The 26,582-nt window shown below is 41.8% G+C and carries 28 protein-coding genes and 1 pseudogene; 23 read left to right on the forward strand and 6 right to left on the reverse strand.

Translation table 11 applies throughout. From position 1 onward, the window contains the following. Positions 1–15: 15 nt before the first annotated feature. Positions 16–462, reverse strand: a complete 447-nt coding sequence (locus tag MHO32_RS06235) for an A24 family peptidase (RefSeq protein ID WP_017818101.1) — start codon at positions 460–462, stop codon at positions 16–18. Positions 463–654: 192 nt separating this feature from the next. On the opposite strand from MHO32_RS06235, the gene MHO32_RS06240 reads away from it, so the two are divergent. The 16 genes from MHO32_RS06240 to MHO32_RS06315 all read left to right on the forward strand — a co-directional run bounded on the left by MHO32_RS06240 (position 655) and on the right by MHO32_RS06315 (position 14,582). After that, positions 655–909 carry a Flp family type IVb pilin gene (locus MHO32_RS06240; protein ID WP_152163347.1) on the forward strand — a complete coding sequence of 85 codons (255 nt, stop codon included), beginning with the start codon at positions 655–657 and terminating at the stop codon, positions 907–909. A 56-nt stretch (positions 910–965) separates the two neighbouring features. Beyond that, entirely contained in the window at positions 966–1,721 is a 756-nt protein-coding gene (locus MHO32_RS06245; protein WP_009697505.1) for a pilus assembly protein CpaB, read from the forward strand. 2 nt (positions 1,722–1,723) lie between these two features. Continuing rightward, on the forward strand, positions 1,724–3,067 hold the full coding sequence (locus MHO32_RS06250; RefSeq protein WP_009697506.1) for a type II and III secretion system protein family protein: 1,344 nt from the start codon (positions 1,724–1,726) through the stop codon (positions 3,065–3,067). Further along, entirely contained in the window at positions 3,067–3,516 is a 450-nt protein-coding gene (locus MHO32_RS06255) for a hypothetical protein (RefSeq protein WP_239210942.1), read from the forward strand. Before MHO32_RS06250 ends, MHO32_RS06255 begins: the two co-directional genes overlap by 1 nt. A gap of 3 nt (positions 3,517–3,519) precedes the next feature. Then, positions 3,520–4,719 carry an AAA family ATPase gene (locus tag MHO32_RS06260; protein ID WP_038897913.1) on the forward strand — a complete coding sequence of 400 codons (1,200 nt, stop codon included), beginning with the start codon at positions 3,520–3,522 and terminating at the stop codon, positions 4,717–4,719. Then, positions 4,716–5,981, forward strand: a complete 1,266-nt coding sequence (locus tag MHO32_RS06265; protein WP_005445970.1) for a CpaF family protein — start codon at positions 4,716–4,718, stop codon at positions 5,979–5,981. The genes MHO32_RS06260 and MHO32_RS06265 overlap by 4 nt, the downstream gene beginning before the upstream one ends. Further along, positions 5,978–6,892: a type II secretion system F family protein gene (locus MHO32_RS06270; RefSeq protein WP_181859664.1), complete on the forward strand. Its 915-nt coding sequence runs from the start codon at positions 5,978–5,980 to the stop codon at positions 6,890–6,892. Before MHO32_RS06265 ends, MHO32_RS06270 begins: the two co-directional genes overlap by 4 nt. Further along, positions 6,892–7,758 carry a type II secretion system F family protein gene (locus MHO32_RS06275; RefSeq protein ID WP_017818104.1) on the forward strand — a complete coding sequence of 289 codons (867 nt, stop codon included), beginning with the start codon at positions 6,892–6,894 and terminating at the stop codon, positions 7,756–7,758. Before MHO32_RS06270 ends, MHO32_RS06275 begins: the two co-directional genes overlap by 1 nt. After that, the gene (locus tag MHO32_RS06280) at positions 7,758–8,846 is read left to right on the forward strand and encodes a tetratricopeptide repeat protein (RefSeq protein WP_239210946.1); all 1,089 of its coding nucleotides are present in this window, start codon (positions 7,758–7,760) and stop codon (positions 8,844–8,846) included. The genes MHO32_RS06275 and MHO32_RS06280 overlap by 1 nt, the downstream gene beginning before the upstream one ends. Further along, positions 8,843–9,385: a TadE family protein gene (locus MHO32_RS06285; protein WP_005445962.1), complete on the forward strand. Its 543-nt coding sequence runs from the start codon at positions 8,843–8,845 to the stop codon at positions 9,383–9,385. Before MHO32_RS06280 ends, MHO32_RS06285 begins: the two co-directional genes overlap by 4 nt. After that, positions 9,375–9,953, forward strand: coding sequence for a tight adherence pilus pseudopilin TadF (tadF, locus tag MHO32_RS06290; RefSeq protein ID WP_017190205.1), 579 nt, complete (start codon positions 9,375–9,377; stop codon positions 9,951–9,953). The genes MHO32_RS06285 and tadF overlap by 11 nt, the downstream gene beginning before the upstream one ends. Position 9,954: 1 nt before the next feature. Next, positions 9,955–11,337: a TadE/TadG family type IV pilus assembly protein gene (locus MHO32_RS06295; protein WP_047516728.1), complete on the forward strand. Its 1,383-nt coding sequence runs from the start codon at positions 9,955–9,957 to the stop codon at positions 11,335–11,337. Positions 11,338–11,419: 82 nt separating this feature from the next. Then, entirely contained in the window at positions 11,420–11,902 is a 483-nt protein-coding gene (locus MHO32_RS06300) for an OmpA family protein (protein WP_230845224.1), read from the forward strand. A gap of 285 nt (positions 11,903–12,187) precedes the next feature. Beyond that, a complete protein-coding gene (locus MHO32_RS06305; protein WP_017818106.1) occupies positions 12,188–12,628 on the forward strand; it encodes a hypothetical protein in 441 nt (146 codons plus the stop codon). A gap of 246 nt (positions 12,629–12,874) precedes the next feature. Further along, positions 12,875–13,966, forward strand: a complete 1,092-nt coding sequence (locus MHO32_RS06310; protein ID WP_239210948.1) for a linear amide C-N hydrolase — start codon at positions 12,875–12,877, stop codon at positions 13,964–13,966. A 427-nt stretch (positions 13,967–14,393) separates the two neighbouring features. Next, a complete protein-coding gene (locus MHO32_RS06315) occupies positions 14,394–14,582 on the forward strand; it encodes a hypothetical protein (RefSeq protein WP_005445954.1) in 189 nt (62 codons plus the stop codon). A 20-nt stretch (positions 14,583–14,602) separates the two neighbouring features. Here the strand turns inward: MHO32_RS06315 and MHO32_RS06320 are convergent, their stop codons facing one another. Continuing rightward, positions 14,603–15,886, reverse strand: coding sequence for a mechanosensitive ion channel family protein (locus MHO32_RS06320; protein WP_009697516.1), 1,284 nt, complete (start codon positions 15,884–15,886; stop codon positions 14,603–14,605). Between the two features lie 292 nt (positions 15,887–16,178). Here MHO32_RS06320 and MHO32_RS06325 point away from each other — a divergent pair, with 292 nt between their 5' ends. Next, entirely contained in the window at positions 16,179–16,739 is a 561-nt protein-coding gene (locus MHO32_RS06325; RefSeq protein WP_005445951.1) for an HdeD family acid-resistance protein, read from the forward strand. Positions 16,740–16,915: 176 nt separating this feature from the next. On the opposite strand, the gene MHO32_RS06330 is transcribed toward MHO32_RS06325, so the two are convergent. Beyond that, positions 16,916–17,821 carry a DMT family transporter gene (locus MHO32_RS06330; RefSeq protein ID WP_239210950.1) on the reverse strand — a complete coding sequence of 302 codons (906 nt, stop codon included), beginning with the start codon at positions 17,819–17,821 and terminating at the stop codon, positions 16,916–16,918. A 121-nt stretch (positions 17,822–17,942) separates the two neighbouring features. Between MHO32_RS06330 and MHO32_RS06335 the strand changes: the two genes are divergently transcribed. The 6 genes and pseudogenes from MHO32_RS06335 to MHO32_RS06360 all read left to right on the forward strand — a co-directional run bounded on the left by MHO32_RS06335 (position 17,943) and on the right by MHO32_RS06360 (position 21,320). After that, complete coding sequence (locus MHO32_RS06335; RefSeq protein ID WP_049535987.1) at positions 17,943–18,425, forward strand: MarR family winged helix-turn-helix transcriptional regulator; 483 nt, start codon at positions 17,943–17,945, stop codon at positions 18,423–18,425. Positions 18,426–18,496: 71 nt separating this feature from the next. Further along, a pseudogene (locus MHO32_RS06340) lies at positions 18,497–18,687 on the forward strand (MmcQ/YjbR family DNA-binding protein). A 116-nt stretch (positions 18,688–18,803) separates the two neighbouring features. Beyond that, positions 18,804–19,238 carry an Mpo1 family 2-hydroxy fatty acid dioxygenase gene (locus MHO32_RS06345; protein WP_005445940.1) on the forward strand — a complete coding sequence of 145 codons (435 nt, stop codon included), beginning with the start codon at positions 18,804–18,806 and terminating at the stop codon, positions 19,236–19,238. Positions 19,239–19,341: 103 nt separating this feature from the next. Next, on the forward strand, positions 19,342–19,890 hold the full coding sequence (locus MHO32_RS06350; RefSeq protein ID WP_239210951.1) for a class IV adenylate cyclase: 549 nt from the start codon (positions 19,342–19,344) through the stop codon (positions 19,888–19,890). 152 nt (positions 19,891–20,042) lie between these two features. Continuing rightward, a complete protein-coding gene (locus MHO32_RS06355; RefSeq protein WP_005445937.1) occupies positions 20,043–20,363 on the forward strand; it encodes a hypothetical protein in 321 nt (106 codons plus the stop codon). A 342-nt stretch (positions 20,364–20,705) separates the two neighbouring features. Continuing rightward, a complete protein-coding gene (locus tag MHO32_RS06360) occupies positions 20,706–21,320 on the forward strand; it encodes a sugar O-acetyltransferase (protein WP_239210953.1) in 615 nt (204 codons plus the stop codon). 71 nt (positions 21,321–21,391) lie between these two features. Here MHO32_RS06360 and MHO32_RS06365 read toward each other — a convergent pair whose 3' ends face one another. From MHO32_RS06365 to MHO32_RS06375, 3 genes are read right to left on the reverse strand one after another with little or no spacing between them, the layout of a single operon-like run. After that, positions 21,392–22,495 (reverse strand): porin, encoded by a 1,104-nt coding sequence (locus MHO32_RS06365; protein WP_005445933.1) that lies wholly within the window; start codon positions 22,493–22,495, stop codon positions 21,392–21,394. Between the two features lies 1 nt (position 22,496). Continuing rightward, positions 22,497–22,976, reverse strand: a complete 480-nt coding sequence (locus MHO32_RS06370) for a hypothetical protein (protein ID WP_005445931.1) — start codon at positions 22,974–22,976, stop codon at positions 22,497–22,499. An 11-nt stretch (positions 22,977–22,987) separates the two neighbouring features. After that, positions 22,988–26,149 carry a response regulator gene (locus tag MHO32_RS06375; protein WP_239210955.1) on the reverse strand — a complete coding sequence of 1,054 codons (3,162 nt, stop codon included), beginning with the start codon at positions 26,147–26,149 and terminating at the stop codon, positions 22,988–22,990. Positions 26,150–26,582: the final 433 nt, after the last annotated feature.

A 26,582-nucleotide genomic window follows, 5' to 3' on the forward strand; every position in this document is an offset into this window, starting at 1 on the left:
CGTTTGTATTTATAGTCAAGAAAAAAGGGATAGATAAAAGAAAAAAAGCCCACTAATACCGATCGGTATTGTGTAAGGAATGCCATTTTTAAAAGGAGGAGTTTGACGAAAAATGGCCGTCATCCACATCAAAAGAATTTGAATTCCGCCCAATAATCCAATAGCAATCATTGCTAATAACATATATTCACTATGTACACCTAAAAATAGTGCACCGATTAATTTTACATCCCCACCTCCAACTACGTTCATCATCCAAAGCAAAAAGAATGCAATAAAAATACATGTACTCACCAGAACTTGATTAAAAGGAGCTGGAGAATAATACAAGCTAGCTAGTGAGGTAACACTGATAAGAAAAATGAATCGATGCTTCACAATCCTATAGCGAATATCACCATAAAAAATACACATCACGCTGGTAAGGCAGGTTAGCCAAAAGATAAATTTTATATAATTCATTTTACTATTTTAATGGAGGGAGATTGGAATTCAATTGCTTCCTAATAATAAATTATTATGTAACGGATTACATGTGTTTATAACAACTATTTATAAATGAATAAAAAAGCTTAATTGGTGTGATTGTTTCTATTGAGGTAGATTTTCTACGTTCACGAAATGAGTGATTAATTCAAGGAAATAGAGGTAAACATGCTTTTAAACATCAATTCTAAACTTCGTAATATCCGTAACAAATTTAAGTCAGATAAACGTGGTGTAACTGCAGTGGAATACGCAATCATCGCTGTAGCAATGTCTTCAATTATTCTGTTTGTATTTAAAGATGGCACTTTGAAAACAACGCTAAATGACGCGATGGGCAAAATTTCTACTTCAATGGAAAGTGCTAACTCTGCTGGAGGTTCTGGCAATTCTGGCAATAAAGCTGACGGTAAACAAGGATAAGTTAACCAGTTATAAATTTAGAGAGGGGAAACCCTCTCTTTTAAGGTTTTTATTCTATGAGTAGAGCATTAGTTTTTGTATTTGTTGCCATCACTATGTTTTTGGCTTTTTTCTACGTCAGCGATTTTTTTGATCAGCCTGAGCCAGTGGCAGTGGTCGAAAATGAAGTGTTTGTAGAGGTCGCATTCGTTAATCGAGCTGTAAACAAAGCTGAGCCAGTTAACGCCAATGCAATAGATATTCGTGAGTTTCCCGAGTCGGAAGCAAAACAGCATTCATACGTTCCTTACGCGAGCATCAAGATTGATTCAGGTGCGCTATGGGCGAAAGACGTCAAAGAAGGTATGCAATTAACACCAGACTTGGTTTCTAATCCTGGTGAAAAAGATTACATGTATCTTTCACTTAAAAAAGACCAAGTGCCTTATTACTACTTGTCGCAAGGCAGTAGCATTGTAGAAGCGCTACCAATTCAACCTGGCGATCGCGTCAGTTTTGTTGCCACAACCTCATCTCAATCCAATTTATTAGAAAGTGGCTATTCCGATATCGATAGCTTAACGAGCAACGTCATCATTGACGGGGCTTTGGTTTTGCAATCGATGAACGTTTCTGAAGATGATGATTCGTCAAATGAAGAATATGGCTTGATTATCGCGTTGACCGTTAAACAGGTACTTAAGCTAGAAATGGCACAGAAAATTGGAGCCATAACTCTGGTTCCAGCAAAGATGGTTCATAAATACTTATCTGTAAAAAGTAGCGATTTGATTGAGCATCGATTTGGCGTTCGACAGCTGAGAGGGAATTAAGGGTGTTCAATAAAAATATATTATCAGTCACGCTGGGATTGGTTTTGCTTCTCCCAGCTTCCGCGTCAGCTGGGGATCTATTAAGCCTTGATAAAGGTGCAGCGAAGACGATTAATGTAAAACGCAACATTGATACCGTGTTTGTCGCGGATACTCAAATTGCGGATTACAAGGTCATCGCAAACGGGAAATTAGTGATTTACGGCATTGGTCGTGGTGCCACTTCCATTATCGCTTACGACCGAGCAGGAAACGAAATTTACAACGCAGAAGTGGTCGTAAATAAAAGCTTAAGGCTTTTAAAACAAACGCTTATTGCAAGATATCCCGATGAAGACATTAAGCTGACCAATATTGGTGAGCAGGTTGTTATTGATGGTGTCGTGAGCAGCGAAGAAATCAAAAACAAGGTGTATCGCCACGTAGGTGAAATGCTGAAAAAGAGCAAACAAAGGAATACTTTTGAGCTCACTAATGCAAACGGAGAATCTGGCGATGCTCTCGACTATACAGCGACTTATGTGTTTGAAGACATCATCAACAATCTGAAAGTTCTCACCACAGATCAAATCAACGTAAAGCTGACGGTTGCAGAAGTTTCAAGTTCATTCTTGACCGAGCTAGGGGTTTCATACGCTGAAACAAACGGTAAGTCCATTGGTGGTGCTGGCCAGTTCGTCAATAAGATTTTGGACTTTACTGCTGAGGATATCGTTGCGGTGATTTCAGCGAGTGGTAATGACAGCATTGGACAAGTGCTTGCCGAACCAAATCTATCTGTGATTTCCGGTGAGTCTGCAAGCTTTCTAGTTGGTGGTGAAATCCCTATTACAGTTCGCGATAACGATGGTATCTCTGTTACTTATAAAGAGTATGGGGTAAAGCTGTCTATGGTGGCTAAGGTAACGGATTCTGAAAACATTCGTTTGTCACTGCTACCGGAAGTGAGCTCTATTGATAAGACCAATGGTGTGAATTCTGGACTCATCAGTGTGCCTTCTTTGAGGACTCGCAAAGCCCAAACGACCGTACAATTGAAAGATGGTCAAAGCTTTGTTCTAGCAGGTCTGTTGACATCAGAAGAGCAAGAATCACTAGCAAAAATCCCTTACCTGGGTGATATCCCGATTTTGGGTGCGCTGTTTAGTAAAACCAATACTGAAAGAAGAAAGACTGAGCTGATCATCGTAGCGACAGTTAACCTCGTCGATCCTGTTAAAGAAACCGATATTAAACTGCCGAAGTTTAAACGAACAAGTGATCTTGAGCGTTTGTTGAAACTTGATCTTTCAAATGTTGATGACGAAGAGCTGGAAAATACGATAAAGGCGGGAGGCTTTAACTAATGAAGGCAAACCTATTGTTGGTGGTTTCTGTATTACTCTCGGGTTGCTCGGTATCGGTAACACCAAACAAAACAACCGTAGACACAATTGTAGAAACCTTTGAGTTTCGAGTCACAAACAAAGAAGTGGCGATGGATAAATCGGTTAGCTTCGTCAATCAAATCAATCTTCAGTATCCGAAGTCGACATTTGCAATCAATTACGACGCCAAAGAAAGTCAGTTTGTTGATGGCTTTGTGAAAGAAATCAAAGCCAAAGGCGTAAACAAGTTGCGTTATACCCTAAACGCAAACAGCGAAAGCAAAGGCGTAAAAATCGTTGCGAAATACCACAAGATGCAAGAGCAAACTTGTGATGCTGTTTCATTCAACACCCTTAAACATCATCCATTTGGGTGCAGCTTGGAATACAACAGACGCTTGAGTATGACGAATCCTGTGGCGGAGTAAAAAATGGATTTAGATAACCTATTCAAAACGACTTCATCAAGCAAAGATAAGAAGAACAACACCATTGATCTGGTTGTTTCAGATGATTTGGCTTTTCTTCAAGCAATCGACGAGCTCTACGCAATCGAAGGTTTCGCTTCACCTTTAAAAGTCGACGATATTGATGACGAAAGTTGGCATAAAACTAACGCTGAAATAAAGCATGTCATTCTTGACTTAAGAGCATGTGGCGAGTTGATTTCAGAAGTTGCGGAGATCTCTTCAAGATTAGACGTCAGCATTTCTCTTATTGTAGTGAGTAACATGGACTCAATACTGATGCGAGATAAAGTCTTGTCATTGGGAGCCAACTACATTCTTTGGGACCCTGAACTCGATGGTCTATTAGGGGCGCTTAAAGAGTCAAGTGCAGCGACATTCTCACCAACAGTTAAGAAGAAGTCTCGTATTGCCAAGCGAGTCTTAATGCTTGGTAGCAAAGGCGGGGTGGGTGTGTCCACGATCAGTGCTTTTCTTTCACATAGTTTGAGTCAACAAGCGAACTTAAAAACCTTGCTTGTTGAGCATGACACCATCGCACTTAACTCAGATATATTTCTAGGCTTAAAAGGGCTAAAAGCGCAGCAAAACAGCATTGATTTGAACCAGTCTGAACTGGATGCCGCGATTGCCGGAAGCTACGTGAAACCTGTCAAAGATAGGCTCAACTTCCTCACACTAGAAAAGAACGTTGCTTGCTTGAGCGATCATGTAGATTCGCTGTTTCGCATCTCTAACGAACTGGTTGATCAATACAACTTTATCATTGACTCAATGCCGCTCAGTGCGATTGATGAGCTGACAGCAGAAGACATCAGTGACCGATACAACCGTATTTTTATTGTTTGTGAACCTTCCGTGGCGTCACTAAGAGCGTACCACTCGATCAAGAAGAAGTTGGGTAAGTCTGAGCATCGAGTGATTTTCTCGATGACGCGATCTCAGAAGGACTACATGATGCCGCTTCAAGGGGCGAAAGAGAAAATCAAAGCAAAAGACGCGATTGATTTTGCTTATGAAGCCAATCTAGAGAAGCTCATTATTCAACAAGGCATTCAAAATACGGCAAAGCTTAAGTTTGCACCTGCCATTGCCAATATTGTGAATTCGTTGACGGGTAAAAAAGTCAAAGTACAGAAAAAGTTCGCGTGGTTTAAGAAATGAATCACTTGAAAGAAGTTTATATCGAGATCCGGGACGAAATCTTTGACGCCTTAGATGCAGCCTCGTTAGTTGACGTTGAACCGTTGGAGCTTGAGAGCCAACTAAAAGACTCCGTTAATATTCTTATTGAGAAGAAGCAACTTCAAATCAGTAGCTTAAAGCGTTTAGAGCTGGTTAAAGCACTGCTTGACGAGTTGAAAGGTCTTGGACCCCTTCAAGCGTTGGTCGATAACGATGAAATCTCGGACATCATGATCAATGGTCCCTCAGACATTTTTATCGAATTGAACGGTAAGGTAGAAAAGTCACCAATTCAGTTCGTCAACGAGAAACAGCTCAACACCATTGCTAAGCGTATTGCCTCAAATGTGGGGCGTCGAATTGATGAATCAAAACCGCTTTGTGATGCTCGTTTGGAAGATGGAAGTCGTGTAAACATTGTTATTCCGCCTCTTGCAATCGATGGGACATCCATTTCGATTCGTAAGTTCAAAGAGCAAAAAATCAAGCTAGAAAACTTGGTTCAGTTTGGCGCGCTATCGGTTGAAATGGCAAAGCTGCTTTCGATTGCCAGCCATTGTAAGTGCAACATCCTTATCTCTGGGGGTACGGGTTCAGGTAAAACAACCTTGTTGAACGCATTGTCCGGTTTCATTGGTAGTGGTGAACGTATCGTTACCATTGAAGATGCGGCCGAACTTCAATTGCAACAACCACACATTGTTCGATTGGAAACTCGTCAAGCAAGTGTTGAAGGGACGGGTGAAATCACTGCGCGAGATTTGGTAATCAACGCCCTGCGTATGCGACCAGATAGAATCATTGTTGGTGAGTGTCGTGGTGGTGAAGCGTTTGAAATGCTTCAAGCAATGAACACTGGTCACGATGGTTCAATGTCTACGCTTCACGCGAACACCCCTCGTGATGCGATTGCTCGTGTGGAGAGTATGGTAATGATGGCGACAGCCAGTCTACCGCTTGAGGCGATTCGTCGAACTATCGTGAGTGCGGTTGACCTGATAGTCCAAGTACGACGACTCCATGATGGTAGTCGTAAGATCTTGTTTATCAGTGAAATTGTTGGTCTCGAAGGTGACAACGTTGTTATGGAAGATATCTTCCGGTTTGAAAACAACGGAATGGGTGATGAAGGCAAAATCTCGGGCGAATTTCGAACGCCAGGTCTTTCTAAGCGCTCTGTAATTTATGAGCGTGCGAAGTTCTTTGGCTTGGATGGGGCGCTGCAGGAGCTGTTCTCATGATGCTGATTGTCATTTTGCTATGGGTTGTAATTGCTTTGTTTCTGTTTATTGGGCATTCGAAAAAACAGAAAGAAATCACATCGATCATTGAGCAATCTAATACGTTCGAGGGCGTTTCTGGCTCTCGAGCGGTTATCGATTCAGAAAGCTTTGATATCAGCTATCGAAAAAAGATTAAGGATAAATTTAAGCAGTTGAAAAAGCTGTTGAGTCCTAATGCAGGAATCAAATTAATTGGCTTTTTTGCGGGCTCTTCATTAGCGGTTTACTTCGTTAACGATTGGTTCTTCATGTTTGAGTATTGGAAAGTGTTGCTTGCTTTGGAGCCAATACTATTTGTGATGTTTATTCTCAAACTTAGTGGCATTCAAGCGCAGCGATTCAAGGATAACTTCCCGGATGCGCTGAACATTCTTTCTGGTGCGCTCTCCTCGGGTCAGAGTATTGTCCATGCGTTCGAATATGTGGGCACTCAGCTTGATAATGAAGTAGGCGAAGAGTTCAAGAAGATGTCAGAGCGCTTACTTATCGGTGAAGACCCAGATGATGTCTTGGCGCGAAGTGCTGCGTCGTTCCCTTATGTTGAGTACTTTTTCTTTGCGGCGACGATTCGAATCAACTTGAGTCGAGGTGGTCAACTAAAAGATGTCATTAACCGCATCAACCGAATCATGTTTGAAGCAAGGGCAATCGAGAAGAAGAAAAATGCACTGACGTCAGAGGCGCGTGCTTCAGCAAAAATCATCGCGGCTCTGCCGGTAATCTTTATCATGATTTTGAAAGTAACCAGCCCTGAAAATTATAACTTCGTGATGTTTGAAGAAGGTGGGAAACCTATCTTTTATTACGTGCTGGTCAGTGAAGCTATCGGATTCTTCTTTATCTATATGATATTAAGAGGAGTGAAGTAATGGTCGACATTAAATTAATCTTTTTAGCATTAGGGTTGTTTATTTCACTATCTGTCGCGTATTACTCGTTAAAAGTGTTTGATAAAACCAAAGCGAATATTTCGACAAAGAAGATCATTGACTCAACCCAAGAAAAGACGCCTTTTGCGGATAAGTTGGCAGTACAACTTTCGCGCCTGTCTTTTAATAAAGAAGAAACGAAAAACAACTTAGTTAGAGCAGGGATTCATAGTGATTTTATTGCGCAAGCTTATTACCTTCTGAAGATTATACCACTGTTATTTTGCTTAGCATTTATTGGTTATTCTTACATGCAGGGAGATATGGAGTTTTCATCTGCGTTTATTTCATTCTCGCTTTCGATGCTTGTGTGTTTGATTGCGCCAGATATGTACATTTCATCGAAAGGGAATGCGAACGTTCGTCACGTCAGTAGTCGACTGCCTTTCTTGCTCGACTTAATGAACGTGTGTGTGCATACCGGGATGACGCTCGAAGCGAGCTTGGAATATCTGTCGAACGAGCTAAAAACAGTCGATGAAAACCTGGCTTATGTTGTTAAAAAAACGTCAGAACGAGCCAAAATTGTTGGTTTGGATCGAGCGCTTACTGAGTTCTATGATCTGGTTCCAACCACAGAAGCGCAAAGCTTTGTCATGACTCTTACTCAAAGCTTGAAGTACGGCTCATCAGTAGGTGCGGTATTAGCTTCCCTCGCTTCTGATATTCGAGAAATAAACATGCTCGATTTGGAAGAAAAAATAGGAAAGATGGGGGCAAAAATGTCCATACCAATGATCGCTTTTATCATGGTTCCTATTGTTGTTCTAATCGCAGCGCCAGGGATAATGAGGATGCTAGGATAATGAATGTAAAAAACTATATTTCCCTTTTTGTTTTACTGCTTTTAAGTGGTTGTTCAACCATCAATCAGGAATTAGTAACCAAAGAAAAACTACTAACTAATTCTGGACAAACTGAACAACTGATCGAGTTTTATAAAGCAAATTTGGTTGAAGTTCCAAGCTATAAGATAAAACTGATCAATTTATACCTCGATAATAAAGACCAAAAGTCTGCCGAGTTATACATAAATACTCTTGAGAAGAAAGACCTCGAAGATCCAGAGATTATTTACATCTTAGCTAAGTTGGAATATCTAAAACGTAATTATGACGCAAGTGAACGCTATCTAGATGACTATTTAGAAAACGGCGGTCCGAAGGGTAATTATTATCTTTTAAAAGGCAAGATTTTAGCGCGTAAGAAAGACTACAGCGGTGCAATCGCCAACTTCAACGACAGCAAGAAAAACGGCGCGTCTGACCGAGAAGCGAATAACAATATTGCCGTCGTGATGATGCTGCAAGGCCGTCCAGAACCTGCAATGGAGCTGCTATACAGCTTGTTTGCAGCTAATCCGAACGATGAAAAAGTCCGTTCAAATCTTCTATTAGCTTCGACTCGATCACACCGACCTGATGTGGCATTGGAAGTGTTAAAGCACGACAGCAGTGAACAAGAAGCGCGAGTCAAACTGAAAAAACTCATGCAGAGCGTCAAACCGCTTCCTAAAAAAGTAACGAAAAAAGCTCCACCAAAGCAGGTCGCTAAAGTAAAGGAAAAGAAAAATATGGAAATGGAAACGAAATCAGTCGATTTGAAACCAAAGTACGTAGCACGCTCAGTTCTAGATCCAAAAAACTTACGCCCTAAAGCACCTTCAATTTACCGAATTCAAGTTTTGGCAACCTATAAGGTGATTCCTTCGGATTACTTAAACTATCTGAAAGGCAATTATGGAAGTGTGTATTCCTACACGCACGGCTTATGGAAGCGTTACTGCATTGGTGAGTTCAGTGATATCAATGACGCAAAGAAATTTCTTGAAAATATGGATATCAAAGGTGCCTTTGTTGTTGATTACACGAAGAAAAGGTACGTCGAGCTATGATCAAGTTTCAAAAGGGAAGTTTGACGGTTGAGACCGCAATGGGCTTGCCAGTTTTACTAATGGTTCTGTTTACTTGGTTTGACTTGTCGGTTTTAACCTACTCAATGGGCGTGACGGATCATGCATTAACCACAGCAGTGATGAGCAGTAAAAAGCAAGGCAGCTCTCACAGTACTGAAAAGGTCGACTACCAAGACGTAATTAAAACCAAGCTCGAATCAAGTGGTGGCGCACTATGGTCAAAAGTTGTTGATCACTCAACGGTTTCGGCATCGGTTTATTACTTTAAAAACCTAACTGACTTTATCCATTGTAATCGCAGTGGAAAAGCGTTGAGTGAATGCCCAAACATCAAGAAAGGCGACACTGCTGAAAACTCAGTCAACATGCCAATTGCCATATACCAATTGAGCTTCACCTATCAGCCTCTGTTTAACTTTGTTATGCCAAGTATGAACATTAGTCGCGAGATGGTCGCGGTTCAGGAGTACGAGCGCTGTACGTTCAAGTTAGGAGAGGAGATCAGTTGTGGTAACTAAGTCAAAGCAAACCGGTGCTTTTATTGTTGAGCTTGCATTGGTCTTACTCTTTTTTGGCTCCATTATTGCCATGCATATCAACTACACCATCGCCGTTAATAAAAAAGGGCAGTTGGATAGGGTGGTGTATTCGATCGTCAGTGTTATTAGTGAACGCCGACAGTTGTTTGCCAATGAGCTCGATATTTGTGGCGCAGGAGGTAAGCAATGCGAGACACACATGAACAATTCGTTCGATATGGCGAAAGGCATGTTGAAACGCACACTACCAGATTTTGACGAAAATGAGCTGGGGATGCGAGTCATAGAGCTATCTTTGATTGATAAAGATAAGAAGCTTGTTAGAACCACCGCCTTAAAAGGCATGACGGCGGGGTGTAATTTTCCGGATCTAGAGGAAATTACAGTGGAAAAAGCAACAAAACTATTGCCTTTGACTACGCAGAACCGACGCCTTCCTCTTTATCATGTGTCTCTTTGCTACAAAACGCCGTTTAACATTATCGGTCTTATGAGCGGTGAGCCGATCAAAGTCGTGACCAGTTCCTATTCATTTGCAAGGATTTAATATGAAGCGCTTCACTAAGCAAAAAGGGGTTGCTGGGATCATATTTCTTTCGTTTCTCCCTATATTAATCATCACTTTCTCGTTTTCTGTTGGCTATACGCAACGTTTGCTTGCGCACTCAAAAATAGAGGAGGCGGCTGAAGTTGCGAGTCTTGCCTTGATTGCAAGTCCAGGCAAAGACAATCAAGAAGACAAAGACTATGCGCAGAGAATTGTCGACTTATATATTACCGACAATATTAGCGACATTCAGATCAACGTATCGACCAAGAAGTGTGAGTACAAAGACGGTTGTGTTCAGAAAGCCAATGAGTTATCGCCATTTGCAGACTTCACCGTGGTTGCGACCTCTGAGCATGATTCATGGATTTCACATAATGAAATCGGCGTAGAGCCAAAATTCAAAGTGTCTGGCGATTCGATCACCCGGAAATACTTACCTCAACCGGTGGATATCTACTTCATACTGGATACCAGTCAATCGATGAGTAACCTGTGGTATGGGCAAAACAACAAAACCCAGATGCAGGTGGTGAAGGAAACGATCACCAAAGTTGTCGAAGATTTGAAGGACTTCAAAACCGGTGAGAATAAGAAGAGTCGCGTTGCCTTGTTGACTTACAACGCCTACAACGTGAAATACGATAAAAAAGATCGCAGACTAAAATTCTACGACTATGCAAGTGACTTTTCTCACACAGAAGCATCTTTCCAAAGCATTGTCGATGATATGTTTGACCAGTCTGTGGATGAACAAAACGTGTACCACTCTAGTTATTATAATCAGGCACGAGATATTCCAATAACAGACAACTATCAGGAATTTATCAATATCTTGAATTCGAACAAGGTAATGCCTGCTAGGGGTGGCGGCACCAATTCTTGGTTAGGCCTGATTGCAGCAGCGAAAGAGGCAGACAAAGTTAAGAAAGAAGAGCGTAACCCAGAACAGGTGTTTATCTTCCTTTCTGATGGTGCAGATACAGACGTACGATTCCCTGACTATCTCCATCGAAACAGTACGTATAGAAACAAATACGACGTGGTCACGAAAAGTTATCGAGACAGTTATGGTTATATTCAGTATCAACAAGTTTACGACAAGTTCTTGAAGTCATTAGTGCGTGAACACAACCTTTGTGAACAGCTCAAGAAAAGAATTTCTAGCAAAGAAAATAAGTTTCAAAGTGAACACGCGAAGTTAGAAGGTGAAAAAACAAAAGTCACTATGGGCGTTATAGGTGTTAACTACAACGTACAAAAGGACGATGGATTCGGTGATTGTGTTGGCGAGAAAAATATTTATCACGCAAAAAATGGTAAAGATGTCTACAAATACATATTAAATCTGATTAACGAAGAGACAGGACGATTAAAAGATTAAAATGAAAAAATTATTATCAATCGCGATTATTTTTACCTCAAATGTCGCACTCGCTAATTGTATTAATCATGATGAAAACTACGTGAGCTCTAAAATTCTTAAAAGTTCCGAAACAAAAGTCACTCAGGTTGTTGGTAAGTTAGCGGTGACGGTAAATGAAGAACGCTCTATTGTACAGGATAAGAGAGTAGTTAAGGTTGAAGGGTTGAATGCGACCGACAGCTGCACCTTTGATAAGAACTCGATGTCGTTGATCCTCAACTATGATACTGATAAATATCGTTTAACAGACACTCACAAACAAGCGATTTCGCAATACTTGGAACTGGTTGACGAAGGTACTCGTGTTCTTGTTGAAGGGCATACTGATGAAGTCGGCTCTCAGGCTTATAACAAAGGCTTGTCTGCTCGTCGCGCGAATGCCGCAACAACATACCTGAAACAAGGGTTAGGTCTAGGCAACAGGATTGTTGAAAAAGCATTCGGTGAGTCTGCGCCGATTTGTAAGGTAAATGAAAACAAAGTATCTGGCTGTAACCGTCGAGTTGTATTAACGATAGACTAATGTGTAATCCACTGTTTGCTGTTGTCATTATAATTTTTATGTGCTCACTATTAAGTGGGGTTGTTTAGTAAAAGAGCTTGGTACTTACCAAGCTCTTTTATTACTGATATTTATTATGGAATAATAAATGTCTATTTCATTTTTAAATCATTAATCGATAGCATTTAATTTTGTTTCTATACAACGATAATTAAAATGTCTATTTCTCGATGCGTTATCGCTTCTACCTTTTTTCTATTCATTAGCCACCCAGTATATTCAGCGGAGCTCATTATTGGACCAAGCATGAGTTCGCAGTTAGAGAGGGTGATATCAAATCCTTCCATTAAGAAGGACGTATCCGATTCATTGTTAGGAATCGACAAGAATCACAATCACATCCGTGACGACGTGGAAGCTGTGTTGAAAGCACTCAAAATCAGTGAAATTAATCACGATTTTCTTTTGCGTTACGTACAATATTCTTCAAGCATTTTGCAACACGACTTCTCGAGTAACGATGCGAATAATCAGCTCTTGGCATACGAGATCTATAAAGATTACCGTTATGTCAGACATTGCTTTAAGGAAGCCGGGGTGGATGGTAAAGATCTTTATGATGCGATACATGCGGTAAATCGATTGATGTTCAATACCGATGCTCGAATTGTCGCGTACCTGAACTACGAAAAGTACATCGACATAAGTACCATGTATGAGGGCATTAGTTACGATTGTAATAACTAGGGATTGTTGTGATCTTAATTGGGAAGGACTGGGTTAGACGGATGACTTCTTATACCTTGGAAATCAATGACAGTGTCACTTTTTATTTATAGCCCTTTGTCTTAGCTAGGTCCGCTCAAAGTTAATCACTTTGAGCGCTTTAGTTGTTCATTCTCTATATTCTACCGATTTTATATATTTTCGATTGTAAGTTACTTAAAAAGGAATACAATCGCGAAATGTTACCCCTCCTTGGTGGATCTAAAAATGATAAAGAAAACCCTCCTAGCTATGGCACTTTCTGCCAGTATTATTGCGCCTGCAATCGCTTGTACTGGCATCTCTCTTTCAACTACTGCAAATGACCATATTCACGCTCGAACGATTGAATGGGGCGAGAGCGATCTCAATAGTAAACTGATTGTCACCCCGCGTGACTATACGTTCACATCAACCATGCCAGACCAAAAGCACGGTTTAAGCTGGAAGAGCAAATATGGATTTGTTGGTATTTCAGTGAGTGATGACCGCTTTATTGGCGAAGGTATTAACGAAGAAGGGCTAACAGCTGGTTTGTTCTACTTTAAAGGGTACGGTTCTTTAAAGGCTTACAACCCGAAAGATCGCGCAAATAGTATCGCTGACATGGACTTTGTCCGTTGGATGTTGTCACAATTTAAAACCGTTGAAGAAGTGAAAACCGCAATGAAAAACATCGATATTGTGCCAGTGTATATCGATGAAAAAGGGCAGCCATCACCAACCGGACATTGGCGTGTTACTGATAAAGCAGGCAACAACATCGTAATTGAAATTATGGCTGGTGGTCAGGTACATATTTACGACAATGAGGTGGGTGTACTGACTAATTCGCCAACCTTCCCATGGCAAGTAACGAACTTGAACAACTACATCCATCTGCAACCGGGCACCAGTGCGCCGACCAAGTTTGGTGACGTTGAAGCGAAATCTTTTGGTATTGGCTCTGGTTTCTTAGGTTTGCCGGGAGACATTACGCCGCCATCACGTTTTGTTCGTGCTGCGTTCTTTGTTAATACCGCGCCAGAATCAAAAAACTCGCAAGAAGCGGTCTCTCAAGCGTTCCATATTCTAAACAACTTCGATATTCCAATTGGTACTGAGTTTAACGCCGAATATCGTGAGCATATCCCAAATTTGCCAAGTGCCACTCAATGGACATCAGTGATCGACCAAGGAAATGGTGCGCTTTACTACACAACCATGCATGACAGCCGAATTAAAAAGGTTGATTTGAAAAAGATAGACTTTAACCAAAAGCAGGAGCTTAAACGTCAGCTTGATAACGGCTCGTTTACAGTTGAAGAAATCCGTCTTTAATTCATAAACCCAAGAGAGCAGGTGAGAGCCTGTTCTCTTTCAATCATTTTCCTTTTATTTCCCTTCTCTTTTCGTAAATCTCTCTTTTTCAACGACAAGCTCCCAAAGGGCATCTTTTGCAAATAGTAAGGGGCTTAGCTTGCATGCTTTGTAGCCGATTCTTGATTTAGACCCACTAGACCTTTAAATCGCCGCCGCGTGTTTAAACCCAGTCGTTCTCGCTGAATCAGGTATCTCGAGGTATATAACTAAGATTAGAAAATCAGGCAGAAAGTGCTGTTTTTAGCCTTTTAATTCGGTTTTATGCAATTCTCATAGGCATTCTTTCAGAAATGTTCTAGCGTATGCTATCCAGACTTTCTCGGATATTTGCCAGAATCTCCCTAAATATATAAATGTTAGTTGGGGAAGTGGCGTGAAGGATAAAATGGAGAGATATTGGATTCAGTTGGTTGATAAAGCTGGCACTGCTTCTGATTTGTCGGACTTAACCCGTTTAAGGTTGCGAGGCTGTATTGGTAAATATGGCTTGAGATATAAGGTTGAAGGGGGCGTGCTTGCCGAGCATCGTTATGATCGAAAACGTCTTAGCCTAAATTTAGAGAGTGAAGAGTAAGCTCCACTCTCTAAGATGTCTTATGAATTGCTTTTGCTGGTTACTTTTTCTAAAGCGATTTGTTTAGCATCATTACTTGTGAACATTTGGTATGGACGCAGACCAAACAAAGGCATGATTGAGTAGATATGATCGAACAAGTCCGCTTGCACACCTTCATAGTAAGCCCAGTCAGTATTATTGGTAAAAGCGTAAACCTGCAACGGAATACCCTCTGGTGTCGGCTCTAGCTGCCTCACCATAATCAGCATGTACTGGTGAATGTCTTTGTTCGCTTTCAAGTAAGCATTAATGTAAGCGCGGAACATACCTAAGTTGGTCATTTGACGTAGGTTGCCGAAGGCGGGTTCCTCACTCATTTCTTGATTGTAATCACTGATTTCACGCGATTTTTCATAAATGTACTGACGAAGGATTCGAATGCTTTTTAGCTTTTCAATTTCTTCATCAGATAAGAAGCGAATTGATGTGACATCAACATTCACGGAGCGCTTGATACGGCGACCGCCAGAATCTGACATGCCTTGCCAGTTAATGAAGGCGTTTTGCACCAATGCGTAAGCAGGCAGCATGCTCACAGTGTTATCGAAGTTTCGAACTTTTACTGTGGTGAGTGAGATTTCCTCTACTGTGCCATTCGCACCGTAAGAGTCCATTTGAATCCAATCGTTTAGGCTGATCATGCGGTTTGCAGATAGTTGAATGCCTGCAACAAAGCCCAATATCGTATCCTTAAACACCAACATGACGAAGCCCGTCGCAACGCCTAAACCTGATAGGAAAATCACCGGTGATTCGTTGGCAAGAATCGACATGGAAACCACAACACCAACAAAGAAGGTGAACAGTTTTATCAGTTGGACGAAGCTTTTGATCGGCATTCTTCTCGTGATGCCTTTAAACGTCGCAATGTCATTTAACGCATCAAGCAGGGCAAAGATCATCCAGATAAAAATGACTAAAATAGAGATGCTTAGAATCCGGTCAAAGATGTTCGCTAACCAATCGTAGTGACCTACGGCGAGAGGGATAAAGACATCCAACACCATGATTGGGATCAGTAATGAGAGCTTTTCTAAGACATCATACTTCGCCAAGCTTTCAGCGAGTGGTTTATTGGCTTTTTGTAGAACATTATTGACTGACCGCACGATCAGGTGATGCACTATCAAGTAGCTGATCGCTGCTGCGGTTAAGCTCGCAAGAATGAAAACGGTTGTGAGTTCGATGCCATAAGGGTCACTATTGATGCCCACGGAACTGAGTTTGTCTGCTATGAAAGTGCGAATGTGATGATCGAGCAAAATGTCATCCTCAAAATGTAACCTGAATGAAGAAGTGAGAACTTCTTTGAAGAGGTCAGGCAACAGGCGTTAGAAAGCCGCTCATCCTACTCTCCATCTCTTTGTTTTGCACTGGTTTAATCCAGCAATCTTGAAACTTATTATTCAAAAATAGCGTATAGCCGATGATGTGATACAGGTTTAACATCCAATTATGCAAACGGGACACGTATTTCTGTTAAGTCTGTGAACTCCCTATGTTTTATTAGACTAGACTGAGAAGGCGGCTCGCGTTTAATTCAAGAGGCATTCAATGGAAAATTCTAATCAATCACAACAGCCTACATTTTTGTCTAAAGGCTGGAAATACTTCGTTATCGTTGGCGTTATTATCTCTTTAATGGGCATTGGTGCTATGAGTTTGCCAGTGCTTGCGGGCGTAACGATATCGACTATCGTAGGTGCGGTACTACTGTTCAGTGGTTTGGTTCAGGCATACCACACGTTTTCTATTAATGTGTGGAAAGAGAAGCTTTGGTACGTATTAAGTGCTGTGCTGTATATTGTCGGCGGTCTGTTCATTCTGTTTAAACCATTGGCAGGTTTGGTGACCATTACTATGTTGATGGTGATCGTGATGATTCTAAATGGTTTAACCCGTGTATTTTTCGGCTTAAGTAATCGCAGTTTACCAAGCAGTAATGTGATCGTGTTCAGTGGCGTGATTTCTGTTCTGATTGGTGGCTACTTCTTTATGTTGCTCGACGATCCTGCGTTCTCGACTACATTGCTAGGCACTTTTGTTGGTATCTCATTATTGATTGAAGGCATTAGCTTTATCTTTATGGGGATGCAAATGAAGAAGCTCTCTTAAAGAGCGCCATCTACTATCTCGAGGTTACTTGGGTATAGAACAGTACAAAGTGCCTGCCGATTCGGTGGGCATTTTTTATAGAACGATAAAGGTGAAGGGATTAACGAAACAACAAAAAGCCCGATCATCAACTCGGGCTTTTATTGTGAATTAATGAGATCTGTTAACGCTCTGCGTTATTTGGATTCACAAGGTTTAGTGAGGCTGACATTGCGCTTTTCTTTGAGTGAAAGAACCAACTGAGGCACAAGTGACATCGTAATCATGCCGATCATTAGGCTGTATTGAATAGGCGTGAAGCTTTCACCCATCAAAACCAAACCAGAAACAATGCCCGCAACAGGGTTAGCAATGCCACCGAAAGTAAAGTCCACAACCGACATACGCTGCAATAACCACACGTACATGCCGTAGCCAATTGCGGTGTTGAGTATGATGACCCACAGTAGTCCACTTAGGTTTCTTAGAGTGATGTTTTCGACTGCTTGAACGTATGGCTCAGGGTTAATGCTTGCTAGTACACCTGCCGCGATAGATAAAACAACGCCGCCTAAAATAAGTTGCCAAGTGAGTACCGTCCACCAATGCATTCTTGAACCTAGAGACTTAGTTACGCTGCTGCCGATTACAATACACATAATGGCAGAGAGCATAGCCACTAGACCGATCGGGTTTAGCGTAATCGAGCTTGGGTCGAACAAAAACCAAGCCAGGGCGATAAGGGTGGCACCGCTGACTCCTTGAATAAGGCTCGGTTGGCGCTTGTAAACCATCCATCCAAACAGCATGGCAAAGACAGGTACTGAAATCATACCTACACCAGAGATTGCAGAAGGCAAGGTTAACGCCATCACGAAAATGAGACCAAAAAAGAGGGCAATATTAATCGTGCCAAGCACAAGCAAGATCTTCCAATCTTGTTTCTTTGGTAATGAAGGTTTGATAGCAAGTAGCAATAAGCCAGCTGGCAATGCTCGCAGTGCACCAAGTAACACTGGCGGCCAGTCTGGCAAAGTAAACTGTGTCACAGCGTACGTTGTACCCCAGAAGAACGCCGGAATCATCGCGAGTAAAATGTTCATATTAAATATCTTTACGTTGAGATAATTTGTTGTAAAGGTACGCTCGTTATTGCTTCTTGTAAAGTATCTTTATGTTAAAATAAATTGGTCAATCAAAATGTCTTTGGAGATAAAAGGATAAATGGACGCAATTGATAGAGTGGTAAGTCAGTGGGCTAAGGAAAAGCCTGATCTCGATACCGAGCCAATGGCGATCATGGGGCGTTTAATGCGAATTGCTAAATATATGGAAAACCACGTTGCCGAAGTGCATAAGCGCTACGATCTTAAAATGGGTGAGTTCGATGTATTAGCTACGTTGCGTCGTAGTGGTGAACCTTATCGTTTAACCCCTTCGGAGTTGATCTCATCGATGATGCTGACGTCTGGTGCCATGACCAATCGACTCGACAAGCTGGAAAAAAAAGGATTGATCGCTCGCGAGCACAGCAAAGAAGATCGCCGCAGTGTGAGTGTTCAGCTTACTTCAAAAGGTTTTGAGCTGATCGATGCGCTTATTGAGCAACATTTACAGGCTCAGCATGAATTAATGGGATCGTTGACTCGTGACGAAAGAGAACAGGTTAATCAGGCATTAAAATTGTTATTGCCTCAATATGAATAAATGAATTCAAAGGTTTAGGATAGGGATGAATCGCGAGCATTAGATAGTTAGCGCAGTTTCTCGATACATTGATGTGCGCAGAAAGTGACTTTCCGTTCGGTCCTGATGCGTTGGTTTTTAAAATCAAAGAGAAGGTGCTCGCCATTCTAGCCGAAAAGTAACGCCTGAAGACGGGTTAGTACAAGATTTGTGTGAACGCTCATATGATCTTGTGGTCGCCAAATTAACCAAAGCTCAGCGTATTTCATTTGGATATCAGTAAGATAGTTTGTTATTGCTCACAGATATTCGGCTTATTATCAATATCAATAAACAAAAACTCGCACCTTTAACTCGCACCGACTATATAAATGTTATGGTGATGTTAAAGGTGAAGTTATGCGTGCACTCTCTGAATGGTTAGAAGCTTACGGTGAAAGCCATCAAAATCCAATCAACCAGAAAATTCATAAAGTTGCTGTCCCTGGCATCTTTCTTTCTGTTGTCGGGTTGATATGGTCCATTCCGCAGATTCCTTTGTTTGGGTTCAATCTCAATTGGGTATGGCTGGCGGCGTTACCAGCTTGGATCTTTTATTTCCGACTCTCACTAAGCGTATTTATGATGATGATCGGCTACACGGTTGCGTGTATTGGCTTGATATGGTCAATGGAGATACTCGGTTGGCCGGTACTCCACATCTCAATGCTGCTATTTGGAATCCTTTGGATATTCCAGTTTATCGGGCACAAGATAGAGGGGAAGAAGCCCTCGTTTTTCGAAGATATTCAGTTTCTTTTGATAGGACCAATCTGGGTCTTTCGTAAACATTAAAAGAAAGGTCTGTTTATCAGATTCGCGACTTAGGCTGTGCTACCATCCTGCTGCTTTGAAACACCCAGAGGTATGAGGTGTAGAGCAGTAATGAGGTTGCCACATGAGTGCAGATCAGCATTTTCAAGGTCAGTTTGAAGTCGAATTGAAATACCGTGTACAAGATAAACAAGCTTTTTTAGCGGTGTTGAGTGGTTTAGAACATGAAGTCATGTTTGAAGACAATCAAGAGTCTGATTGGTTCTACGACACGCCAGAACGCAAACTCAGTCATGATGGAAAAAGTCTGGTAATCCGAGAAATCGAGCCGTCTGGTATCAAACTTTGGATTGTCAAAGGACCGGAAGAGGATCGCTGTGAAGCCACCGATATTACTAAGTCACATGCTGCCAAAAGTATGCTAGGAAACATGGGCTACGAAGTGATTCTTCAAACCAAAAAAGTACGCAGCATTTACTTTATCGGCTCGTTCCATATTACTCTCGACCATCTAGAAGGCATTGGGCACTTTGCGGAATTCGCCATTATGACCGATGACGAAAGTTCACTTGTTCGTTATAAGCAAGAGTTAGAAGCGCTTGCGGCACGTTTTGGTTTGGATGAGTCGAACAAGGAGTTCCGTTCATACAAGCAGATGTGGCAGTCTAGGTAAAATTCACGTCATTTCTTATTGGTCTGACAAGCAACTCCCTCCAATAGCACTATGATTAGAAGTAGTGCGTAAGCAATGCGCCTACGCCCATTAACAAAATAGGTAACCATTCGCGATAGTGTCCGTGACAATGTCACGAACTTGGAGGGGCAATGTACAACCGCGAGCACAAATACGTGTATTGGCGAGAAGAGCGCAAGAAAGGCAAGTGGCACTATATTATTAAGTCTTTCTTGATGATCTGCTGTGCGTTGCTGCTTGGCAAAGTCATTGGCTTGTTTATATTCGGTGAGCTGCAAACCTTTAAAGACATCACGGAGCAGTTTCCTGCGGATTTATTTATCGTGATGCTGGTGGGCTTTCCGATTAGCGTGATAGGTTGGTATCACGAAGAGTCTAAATTTTTCCGTGCTCTAAAGCGTCGAAACAAGAAGTTTAAAGCTCGATTAGAAAACCGCAAAAAGAAGAAATAAGACCGTTTGATAACATACCCAAGTAACCTCGAATCAATGACAACACTCTGAACTCCGCATATCAAAGTCACTTGGGCATAAGCCGTAAGATTCGATTTTCGCGGCATTTTTGATGGCAACTTTCATTTCAACGTTTCATTCTTTCGTCTTGTCTCATCTCCATTCAATTAGTGTTTAACCATCTCCCATTTTTGTCTGTTGCTCGTATCGCGTGAAATTGTGCGCCTGATGGCATTATTTATTTCTGATTGCGATGCGGTGCTACTTTCATGATTTTTGCCAAGATTCTTTGAGCGTCTCTTTGCTAAATTTTTGCAAAGAACATCCTAAACAGGAACGACAATGGATAAGAAAATCATGCTACACAGCCAACAGGTGTACTTCTGCAATGATGAAGCGTTGGCAGCAATGCAAACTGAATGTCTAGAGACCTTATACGACTACAATCAAACACGTCCTTCGGAGGGAGAGAAGCGCTCTAACATATTGAATCACTTGCTCGCATCGGTTGGAAAGAATTGCTACATCGAACCGCCATTGAGAGCTAACTGGGGCTGCCATACTCACCTAGGTGACAATGTTTACGCTAACTTTAATCTGACTTTAGTTGACGACACTCATATTTATATCGGCGATCATGTCATGATTGGACCGAATGTCACCATCGCGACTGCTGGGCACCCAATTGATCCGGAACTAAGGCGCGACATCGCTCAGTTTAATATCCCAGTTCATATTGGTAATAACGTTTGGATAGGGGCTAACTCGGTGGTATTACCGGGCGTGACAATCGGCGAAAACTCCGTAATTGGCGCGGGTAGTGTCGTGACAAAGGATATCCCAGTTAATGTTGTTGCGGTTGGCAATCCTTGTCGAGTATTACGAGAAATCGGCGAGCACGATAAAGAGTTTTACTTTAGAGATCGTAAGATTGAGCAAAACATGTTTAATGGTTAGCCCGTTACATGAACATCGTTTGAGCATTTCGGAAAAGCGGGCAGGTCGGTATTACTCGACCTGCCATGGCGCTAAAAGACAAAGTTCACCATGATGGTGTACATGTTTGCATTATCATCCTCTGGTGTATCGACGAATGCGCCAGATGCATTACGATAGGCTTTGAAGTGTTGCCATTCTGCATTGAGTGACACGTTGTAGTGAAGATCGTATCTCACACCAAGTAGGTAGCTGTCCCCAACCTTGTGCTCGTGGTCATCAAACTGCTGACCATAAGTCACGTAAGGGGTAAATTTGTTCAGGTTATATGCGCCTTGAGCGTACCAAGCGGAAGCGATATCGTTGGTTTGACCTTCGACGGTTAACGTGAAGGCATCAAACTCGTACTCAGCACCTAATGAATACAATTTAATGCTCTCATTTTTCAACTTATCAGTGTATGACGGAAGAATAATGATTGAGCCATCAGGGGCTTGAACCGGGAAGTTAGTTAACTTGGTTTCTTGGTCATAGTTCGAATCCAAATACGTGAAATTCCAACGATAGTAATCGCCACTTAAGATGAAGTTAATACCGTACATTTCATTGGTCTTGAAGGTGAGCTCAGTACTGTCATTGAAGTCGACCGTACTTTCATCGTGGAAGCCGACAAATGGCGTAGTCGTCAGTGTCATGCTGTCATTGATGTCATAGTTCCACAAGAATGAAATGCCGTTAAACGCGGTGATGCCTAAGATACTGTCATAAACTTCATTAGGTGGGCGAGCAGGGGTAAATGCGTGTCCGACATAGTAGTATTCAGAGGCTAAGAACACGGGCATTCTCAGACGACCGCCACGAAACTCAATATTGCCATAGGTATAGGCGAGGTAAGCCCACTCTAGTTGCGGGTCACTCCAATGGTCTTGCGGTCTTTTCACCACCTGCGCGGATGCTTTAAACGCGTCGTAGTAAAAATCCAGTTGAACACCTAATGTGGTGTCACAGTCATAACAGTTTTCGTCATCGATAAAACGATTCACTAATACTGGCGTTTTGTTGTCTGTTGTCGCCCATGAGGTTGAGCCAAAGCCACTTAACGATAAGTTATCGGTGAGTTCGATTGCTGCCAAGCTCGGGAAAGCGACGCTACTTAGTGTTGTTGCCGTGATGGATGCGATGAGTGTTTTCTTCATATTATTTCTCCGAACTTACAACGTAGAGGATTTGAGCATTTGAAGGAAGGCTACTCACTGGTGCATACCCAATGCGGTTAGGCTTTTCTTTCATCCATTCTAAAAGGGCTTCCATACTGGAATTATCAATGACTTTCGGTGGGCGAGCTTTACCTGAAAACGACAAGCTCGCCCAGTGCGCATTCATTTGCGCCGCGTTTTTATTGAGTAAATAACGGTAGAACTCTGAACGTTCAGATGACGCATCCGGCCAATCAGACAGTTCGATTCGCTTACCTTGTAAACGCTTGGTTTTACCACGATACAGTTTTCTCGCTTTGGTTATGTTGAGCTCATCAAAATTAGAGTCGAGGGAAAAAATCGCATAGCTATCGGCTGCGAGAGCTTCACTATCGAACGACATCAGCAAAGCAAAAGCCATCAAAGCTGTAGAGAGCGATTTGAGAACGTTATTTTTAGCTATAGAGAAGTGGGTATCCATACTATTACCCCTTAAATGACGCTTTCAATCTGGTGCAGAAGTTTTTCTTTTCTGACAGGCTTCGGTACGTATGCATCCATGCCAGAGTCGTAGCAACGCTGGATATCATCGTCCACAACACTTGCTGTCAGTGCAATAATCGGCGTTTTGGGTAATCCCGAATTTTTTTCGTAAGCACGGATTTCTTTCGTCGCTTCGAAGCCGTCCATTACAGGCATCATGCAATCCATCAAAATGATGTCGAAACCGTTATCTTGTTGAAACATATCAACGGCGATCTGACCATTTTCGGCAATCTCAAACTGATACCCAGCTTTACTCAGCAATAACGAGGCAACTTTCTGGTTCACCGTATTATCTTCTACAAGCAAAATGCGCTCAGAACGACTTGGAAGCGTATTGATAGAGGTCGGTTCCGGTTTATCTTGCGGTTTAGATTTCGCGCTAATGCCAGTACCAGAGAAGGCAGACGATACGTTGTCTTCAACGATTGGAACAGCCGTCGCTTTTGCTAATTTCTCTTTCAATATGTTGGCTTTGAAAGGTTTCGGTACGTAATCATCCATGCCAACATCAAAACACTTCTGAATGTCGTCATCGACCACACTTGCCGTTAACGCGATAATTGGGATCTTCATACTGCGATTTTGTTCGTGTTCCAGCTGTCGGATTTTCTGCGTGGCCTCAAATCCATCCATAACTGGCATCATGCAATCCATAAGAATCAAGGAGTATTGATTCTTTTTGAACATCTCGACCGCTTCTAGTCCATTTGCTGCTAGGTCAAAAGTAAAACCCGCTTTGGTTACGTGCAAGCCTGCGATTTTCTGGTTTACGGTGTTATCGTCGACCACCAAAATCTTACTTTGCGACGGTTCTGATGTACCCACCACTGCTTGTAAATTTGCTTGGTTGAATTTGGTCTCGCAATTTTCAAGCGCTTTGACCAGACGTTGCCCAAGAAGAGGTTGCGTAATGATGGCACTGACACTTTCACCAAAATCAAATTGGTCACTATGAAGGTGTTTAACCAAGCATAAGCGGACGTTCTGCGATTCAAGCTTGTTGAAGTGATCTTCGCTTTCCATTGCAGCATTTGGTCGAGTTTCAGCGTAGATAACAATGATGTGCTCATTGTCATTAATCCATGTTGGTAAACTCTCTAAACTCGTAACCGATTGGTGAACAGCGATACGGTAGAAGTTCAATTCATCACGAAGCGTTGTTTCCATGTTGGTGTCGTCGCAGACCAACCAAATTTGTCCATAATTTGCGGTGTGTTTTGCATCAAAGTCGAGTTGAACAACAGAAGGGTTCAATTGGAAGAAGAAGCGGCTACCTTTGCCTTTTTCTGATTCAAGTTGAATTTGCCCACCCATTAACTCAACCAGTTGAGTGCTGATGGCTAAGCCCAGCCCAGTACCGCCAAATTGGCGGGTAGTGGAGTCATCTTCTTGTGCGAATGGTTCGAAGATCTTTTTCTGTTGTTGCTCATCAATACCAATACCGGAATCTTGAACAGAAAACTCCATTACGGCATTTGAACCAGAAACAACATGAGTTGTAACAGAGAGGAGCACCGTTCCTTTATCAGTAAATTTAACGGCGTTAGACATAAAGTTCATTACGACTTGGCGTAAACGGTGATCGTCGATCATTAAGCGGAAAGGCGTGTTGCGGCTGATGTTTACTTTAAGGTCGATGCCTTTCTCTTTTGCTTTTGGTGAAACGATAGAAGCAATATCGTAAATGGATTCACGCACACAGGTCGAGTGCGGACTGATCAATAACATACCTGATTCAATCTTAGAGAAATCGAGTATGTCGTTTATCAAGCTAAGTAATAGTTGGGAGGACGTTTCAATCGTATCAACATAGTCGCGCTGTGTTGCGGTTAATGATGTATCAGATAGCACTTCAGAAATACCAATAACGCCATTAAGAGGGGTGCGGATTTCATGGGACATGTTGGCTAAGAAGCTGCTTTTCGCTTTGCTTGCTTTAATTGCATCGTCTTTTGCGCGCTCTGCGTCTTCTTTCGCTTGAGTTAATTTAACCTTGGCTTGTTCTCGTTCATAACTGAGTCTCTCGACTTCTTGGGCAAACTTACTCAGTTCGTCTTTACCTTTGACTAATTCGACAAGGGGGGATTCTTCGCTGTAACTGTCACGACGTAAAAACTCAAGAACCAGTTGAAGATTACTGGTTACTTTTCGAACCAAACGCACGGCTAAGCTCACGACGAGAATTGTCATGACTGACATGACGCTAATGAACATCAGTCGTTGTTGGTTTGCCGCGGAAATGGCATGTTCTACGTCTGCTTGCAATTGCTCCGTCATTTTGTTGTCGACCGCCTTAAGCAGAGCGAGTCGACCGTTTAGAGCTGTTAAACCAGCTGCGATTTCTTGTGGTGGAAGTGTACTAAGTGCTTCTTCATTTAAAAGGAAGCTTCTAAATTCTTGACTGCGTACAAAGACGTCATTGGTGAAAGTTTCAATAAGCAATTCAACTTGCTGTTGATTGGCGTTTAATGTGACGAAGCGTTCTAAGAACAGTTGCTGATTCTTAACTAAGGAGTCGATCTCGCTGCTGACATCTACGTCATAGCTTTGATTTTGTTCAATAGAGTAAATTAAATATTGACTGAGCAGGTTTTCTTCTTGAGACCAGAACATTAACCACTCAATTTGCATCAATGCTGAAAGGTGGGCTTGAATTTCAAAAGTTGCATCATTGAATGGCACCTTTTCTAATGCCAATAAAATCTGTTTGTAGGTATCTGCACGCCACTCTGCGATATCGAGACGCTCGTCCATGTCGGTGGCTGCCGACAGAGAGAGGTTCGCTTCTTCGAGGCTAGAAAGAAGGTCTTTCATCTCAGCGCCTTTATCCAAGAAAATGCCATTGGCACCATTGCTGAGTGATTGAGTTACCGATTTTATTTCTGCTTCAACATCGGTAACTTCAGTGTTATTCGGCAAATTATAGAGATAAGAGACTTTGTCCATATAGTCAGAGAACAGTTGCGCTTTCTCAAGATCTTGCGCTTGGCTAGATAGTCGATGAACTTGCTGTCCGGCTAGAAAGAGAAGCAAAATGATGGGTAAGAAAACCAAGCTAAATAGCTTGTGTTTTACCGATAGGTTATTCCATGAAAACGATCCGACCACTGTGCACGTCCATATCCAATAAGTTGATATGAAAAGTGTAGGCTAACTATCTCAACTGTTAGAAATTCAGCACAAAAATTCGTACTTTTGCCATATGAAAACTGTGACACCTGCGACAAAAGTTCGATTTGTTAAGGATATAAAACTTTAAATCTATCAATAAAAATTGTGTTTCTCATTCGGTGAGAATTATTCAATTTACTGATATTTATAAACAAATTTCATTTGTTGAATGATTAAAATGTTTTGTCGTCAAGACTACTAAAATGTCTGTTTCGATATACAGGGGTGAGTATAATTGGCGGATTTTCTTGCTGGTGAGACCGTAGTGTAAACGTACTTGTATTTTTTAAAATCTGTACGCCAACATTCAAGGCCCATGAGCTGGAAAAAGGCTTAAATAAACCGCTAATCGATGGCAAATAACAATAAC

The sequence above is a fragment of the Vibrio sp. MMH1-50 genome, assembly GCF_022347645.1.
Classification (GTDB): Bacteria; Pseudomonadota; Gammaproteobacteria; order Enterobacterales; family Vibrionaceae; genus Vibrio; species Vibrio harveyi.

Excerpts from the sequence above, each read along its gene's own strand:
- MHO32_RS06235 (WP_017818101.1), bottom strand. The coding sequence starts at position 462 with ATGAATTATATAAAATTTATCTTTTGGCTAACCTGCCTTACCAGCGTG.
- MHO32_RS06255 (WP_239210942.1), top strand. The coding sequence starts at position 3,067 with ATGAAGGCAAACCTATTGTTGGTGGTTTCTGTATTACTCTCGGGTTGC.
- MHO32_RS06335 (WP_049535987.1), top strand. The coding sequence starts at position 17,943 with ATGGACGCAATTGATAGAGTGGTAAGTCAGTGGGCTAAGGAAAAGCCT.
- MHO32_RS06240 (WP_152163347.1), top strand. The coding sequence starts at position 655 with ATGCTTTTAAACATCAATTCTAAACTTCGTAATATCCGTAACAAATTT.
- MHO32_RS06325 (WP_005445951.1), top strand. The coding sequence starts at position 16,179 with ATGGAAAATTCTAATCAATCACAACAGCCTACATTTTTGTCTAAAGGC.
- MHO32_RS06305 (WP_017818106.1), top strand. The coding sequence starts at position 12,188 with ATGAGTTCGCAGTTAGAGAGGGTGATATCAAATCCTTCCATTAAGAAG.
- MHO32_RS06330 (WP_239210950.1), bottom strand. The coding sequence starts at position 17,821 with ATGAACATTTTACTCGCGATGATTCCGGCGTTCTTCTGGGGTACAACG.
- MHO32_RS06355 (WP_005445937.1), top strand. The coding sequence starts at position 20,043 with ATGTACAACCGCGAGCACAAATACGTGTATTGGCGAGAAGAGCGCAAG.
- MHO32_RS06275 (WP_017818104.1), top strand. The coding sequence starts at position 6,892 with ATGGTCGACATTAAATTAATCTTTTTAGCATTAGGGTTGTTTATTTCA.
- MHO32_RS06370 (WP_005445931.1), bottom strand. The coding sequence starts at position 22,976 with ATGGATACCCACTTCTCTATAGCTAAAAATAACGTTCTCAAATCGCTC.
- MHO32_RS06260 (WP_038897913.1), top strand. The coding sequence starts at position 3,520 with ATGGATTTAGATAACCTATTCAAAACGACTTCATCAAGCAAAGATAAG.
- MHO32_RS06345 (WP_005445940.1), top strand. The coding sequence starts at position 18,804 with ATGCGTGCACTCTCTGAATGGTTAGAAGCTTACGGTGAAAGCCATCAA.
- MHO32_RS06315 (WP_005445954.1), top strand. The coding sequence starts at position 14,394 with ATGGAGAGATATTGGATTCAGTTGGTTGATAAAGCTGGCACTGCTTCT.
- MHO32_RS06265 (WP_005445970.1), top strand. The coding sequence starts at position 4,716 with ATGAATCACTTGAAAGAAGTTTATATCGAGATCCGGGACGAAATCTTT.
- MHO32_RS06350 (WP_239210951.1), top strand. The coding sequence starts at position 19,342 with ATGAGTGCAGATCAGCATTTTCAAGGTCAGTTTGAAGTCGAATTGAAA.
- MHO32_RS06245 (WP_009697505.1), top strand. The coding sequence starts at position 966 with ATGAGTAGAGCATTAGTTTTTGTATTTGTTGCCATCACTATGTTTTTG.
- MHO32_RS06270 (WP_181859664.1), top strand. The coding sequence starts at position 5,978 with ATGATGCTGATTGTCATTTTGCTATGGGTTGTAATTGCTTTGTTTCTG.
- MHO32_RS06310 (WP_239210948.1), top strand. The coding sequence starts at position 12,875 with ATGATAAAGAAAACCCTCCTAGCTATGGCACTTTCTGCCAGTATTATT.
- MHO32_RS06280 (WP_239210946.1), top strand. The coding sequence starts at position 7,758 with ATGAATGTAAAAAACTATATTTCCCTTTTTGTTTTACTGCTTTTAAGT.
- MHO32_RS06360 (WP_239210953.1), top strand. The coding sequence starts at position 20,706 with ATGGATAAGAAAATCATGCTACACAGCCAACAGGTGTACTTCTGCAAT.
- MHO32_RS06295 (WP_047516728.1), top strand. The coding sequence starts at position 9,955 with ATGAAGCGCTTCACTAAGCAAAAAGGGGTTGCTGGGATCATATTTCTT.
- MHO32_RS06365 (WP_005445933.1), bottom strand. The coding sequence starts at position 22,495 with ATGAAGAAAACACTCATCGCATCCATCACGGCAACAACACTAAGTAGC.
- MHO32_RS06285 (WP_005445962.1), top strand. The coding sequence starts at position 8,843 with ATGATCAAGTTTCAAAAGGGAAGTTTGACGGTTGAGACCGCAATGGGC.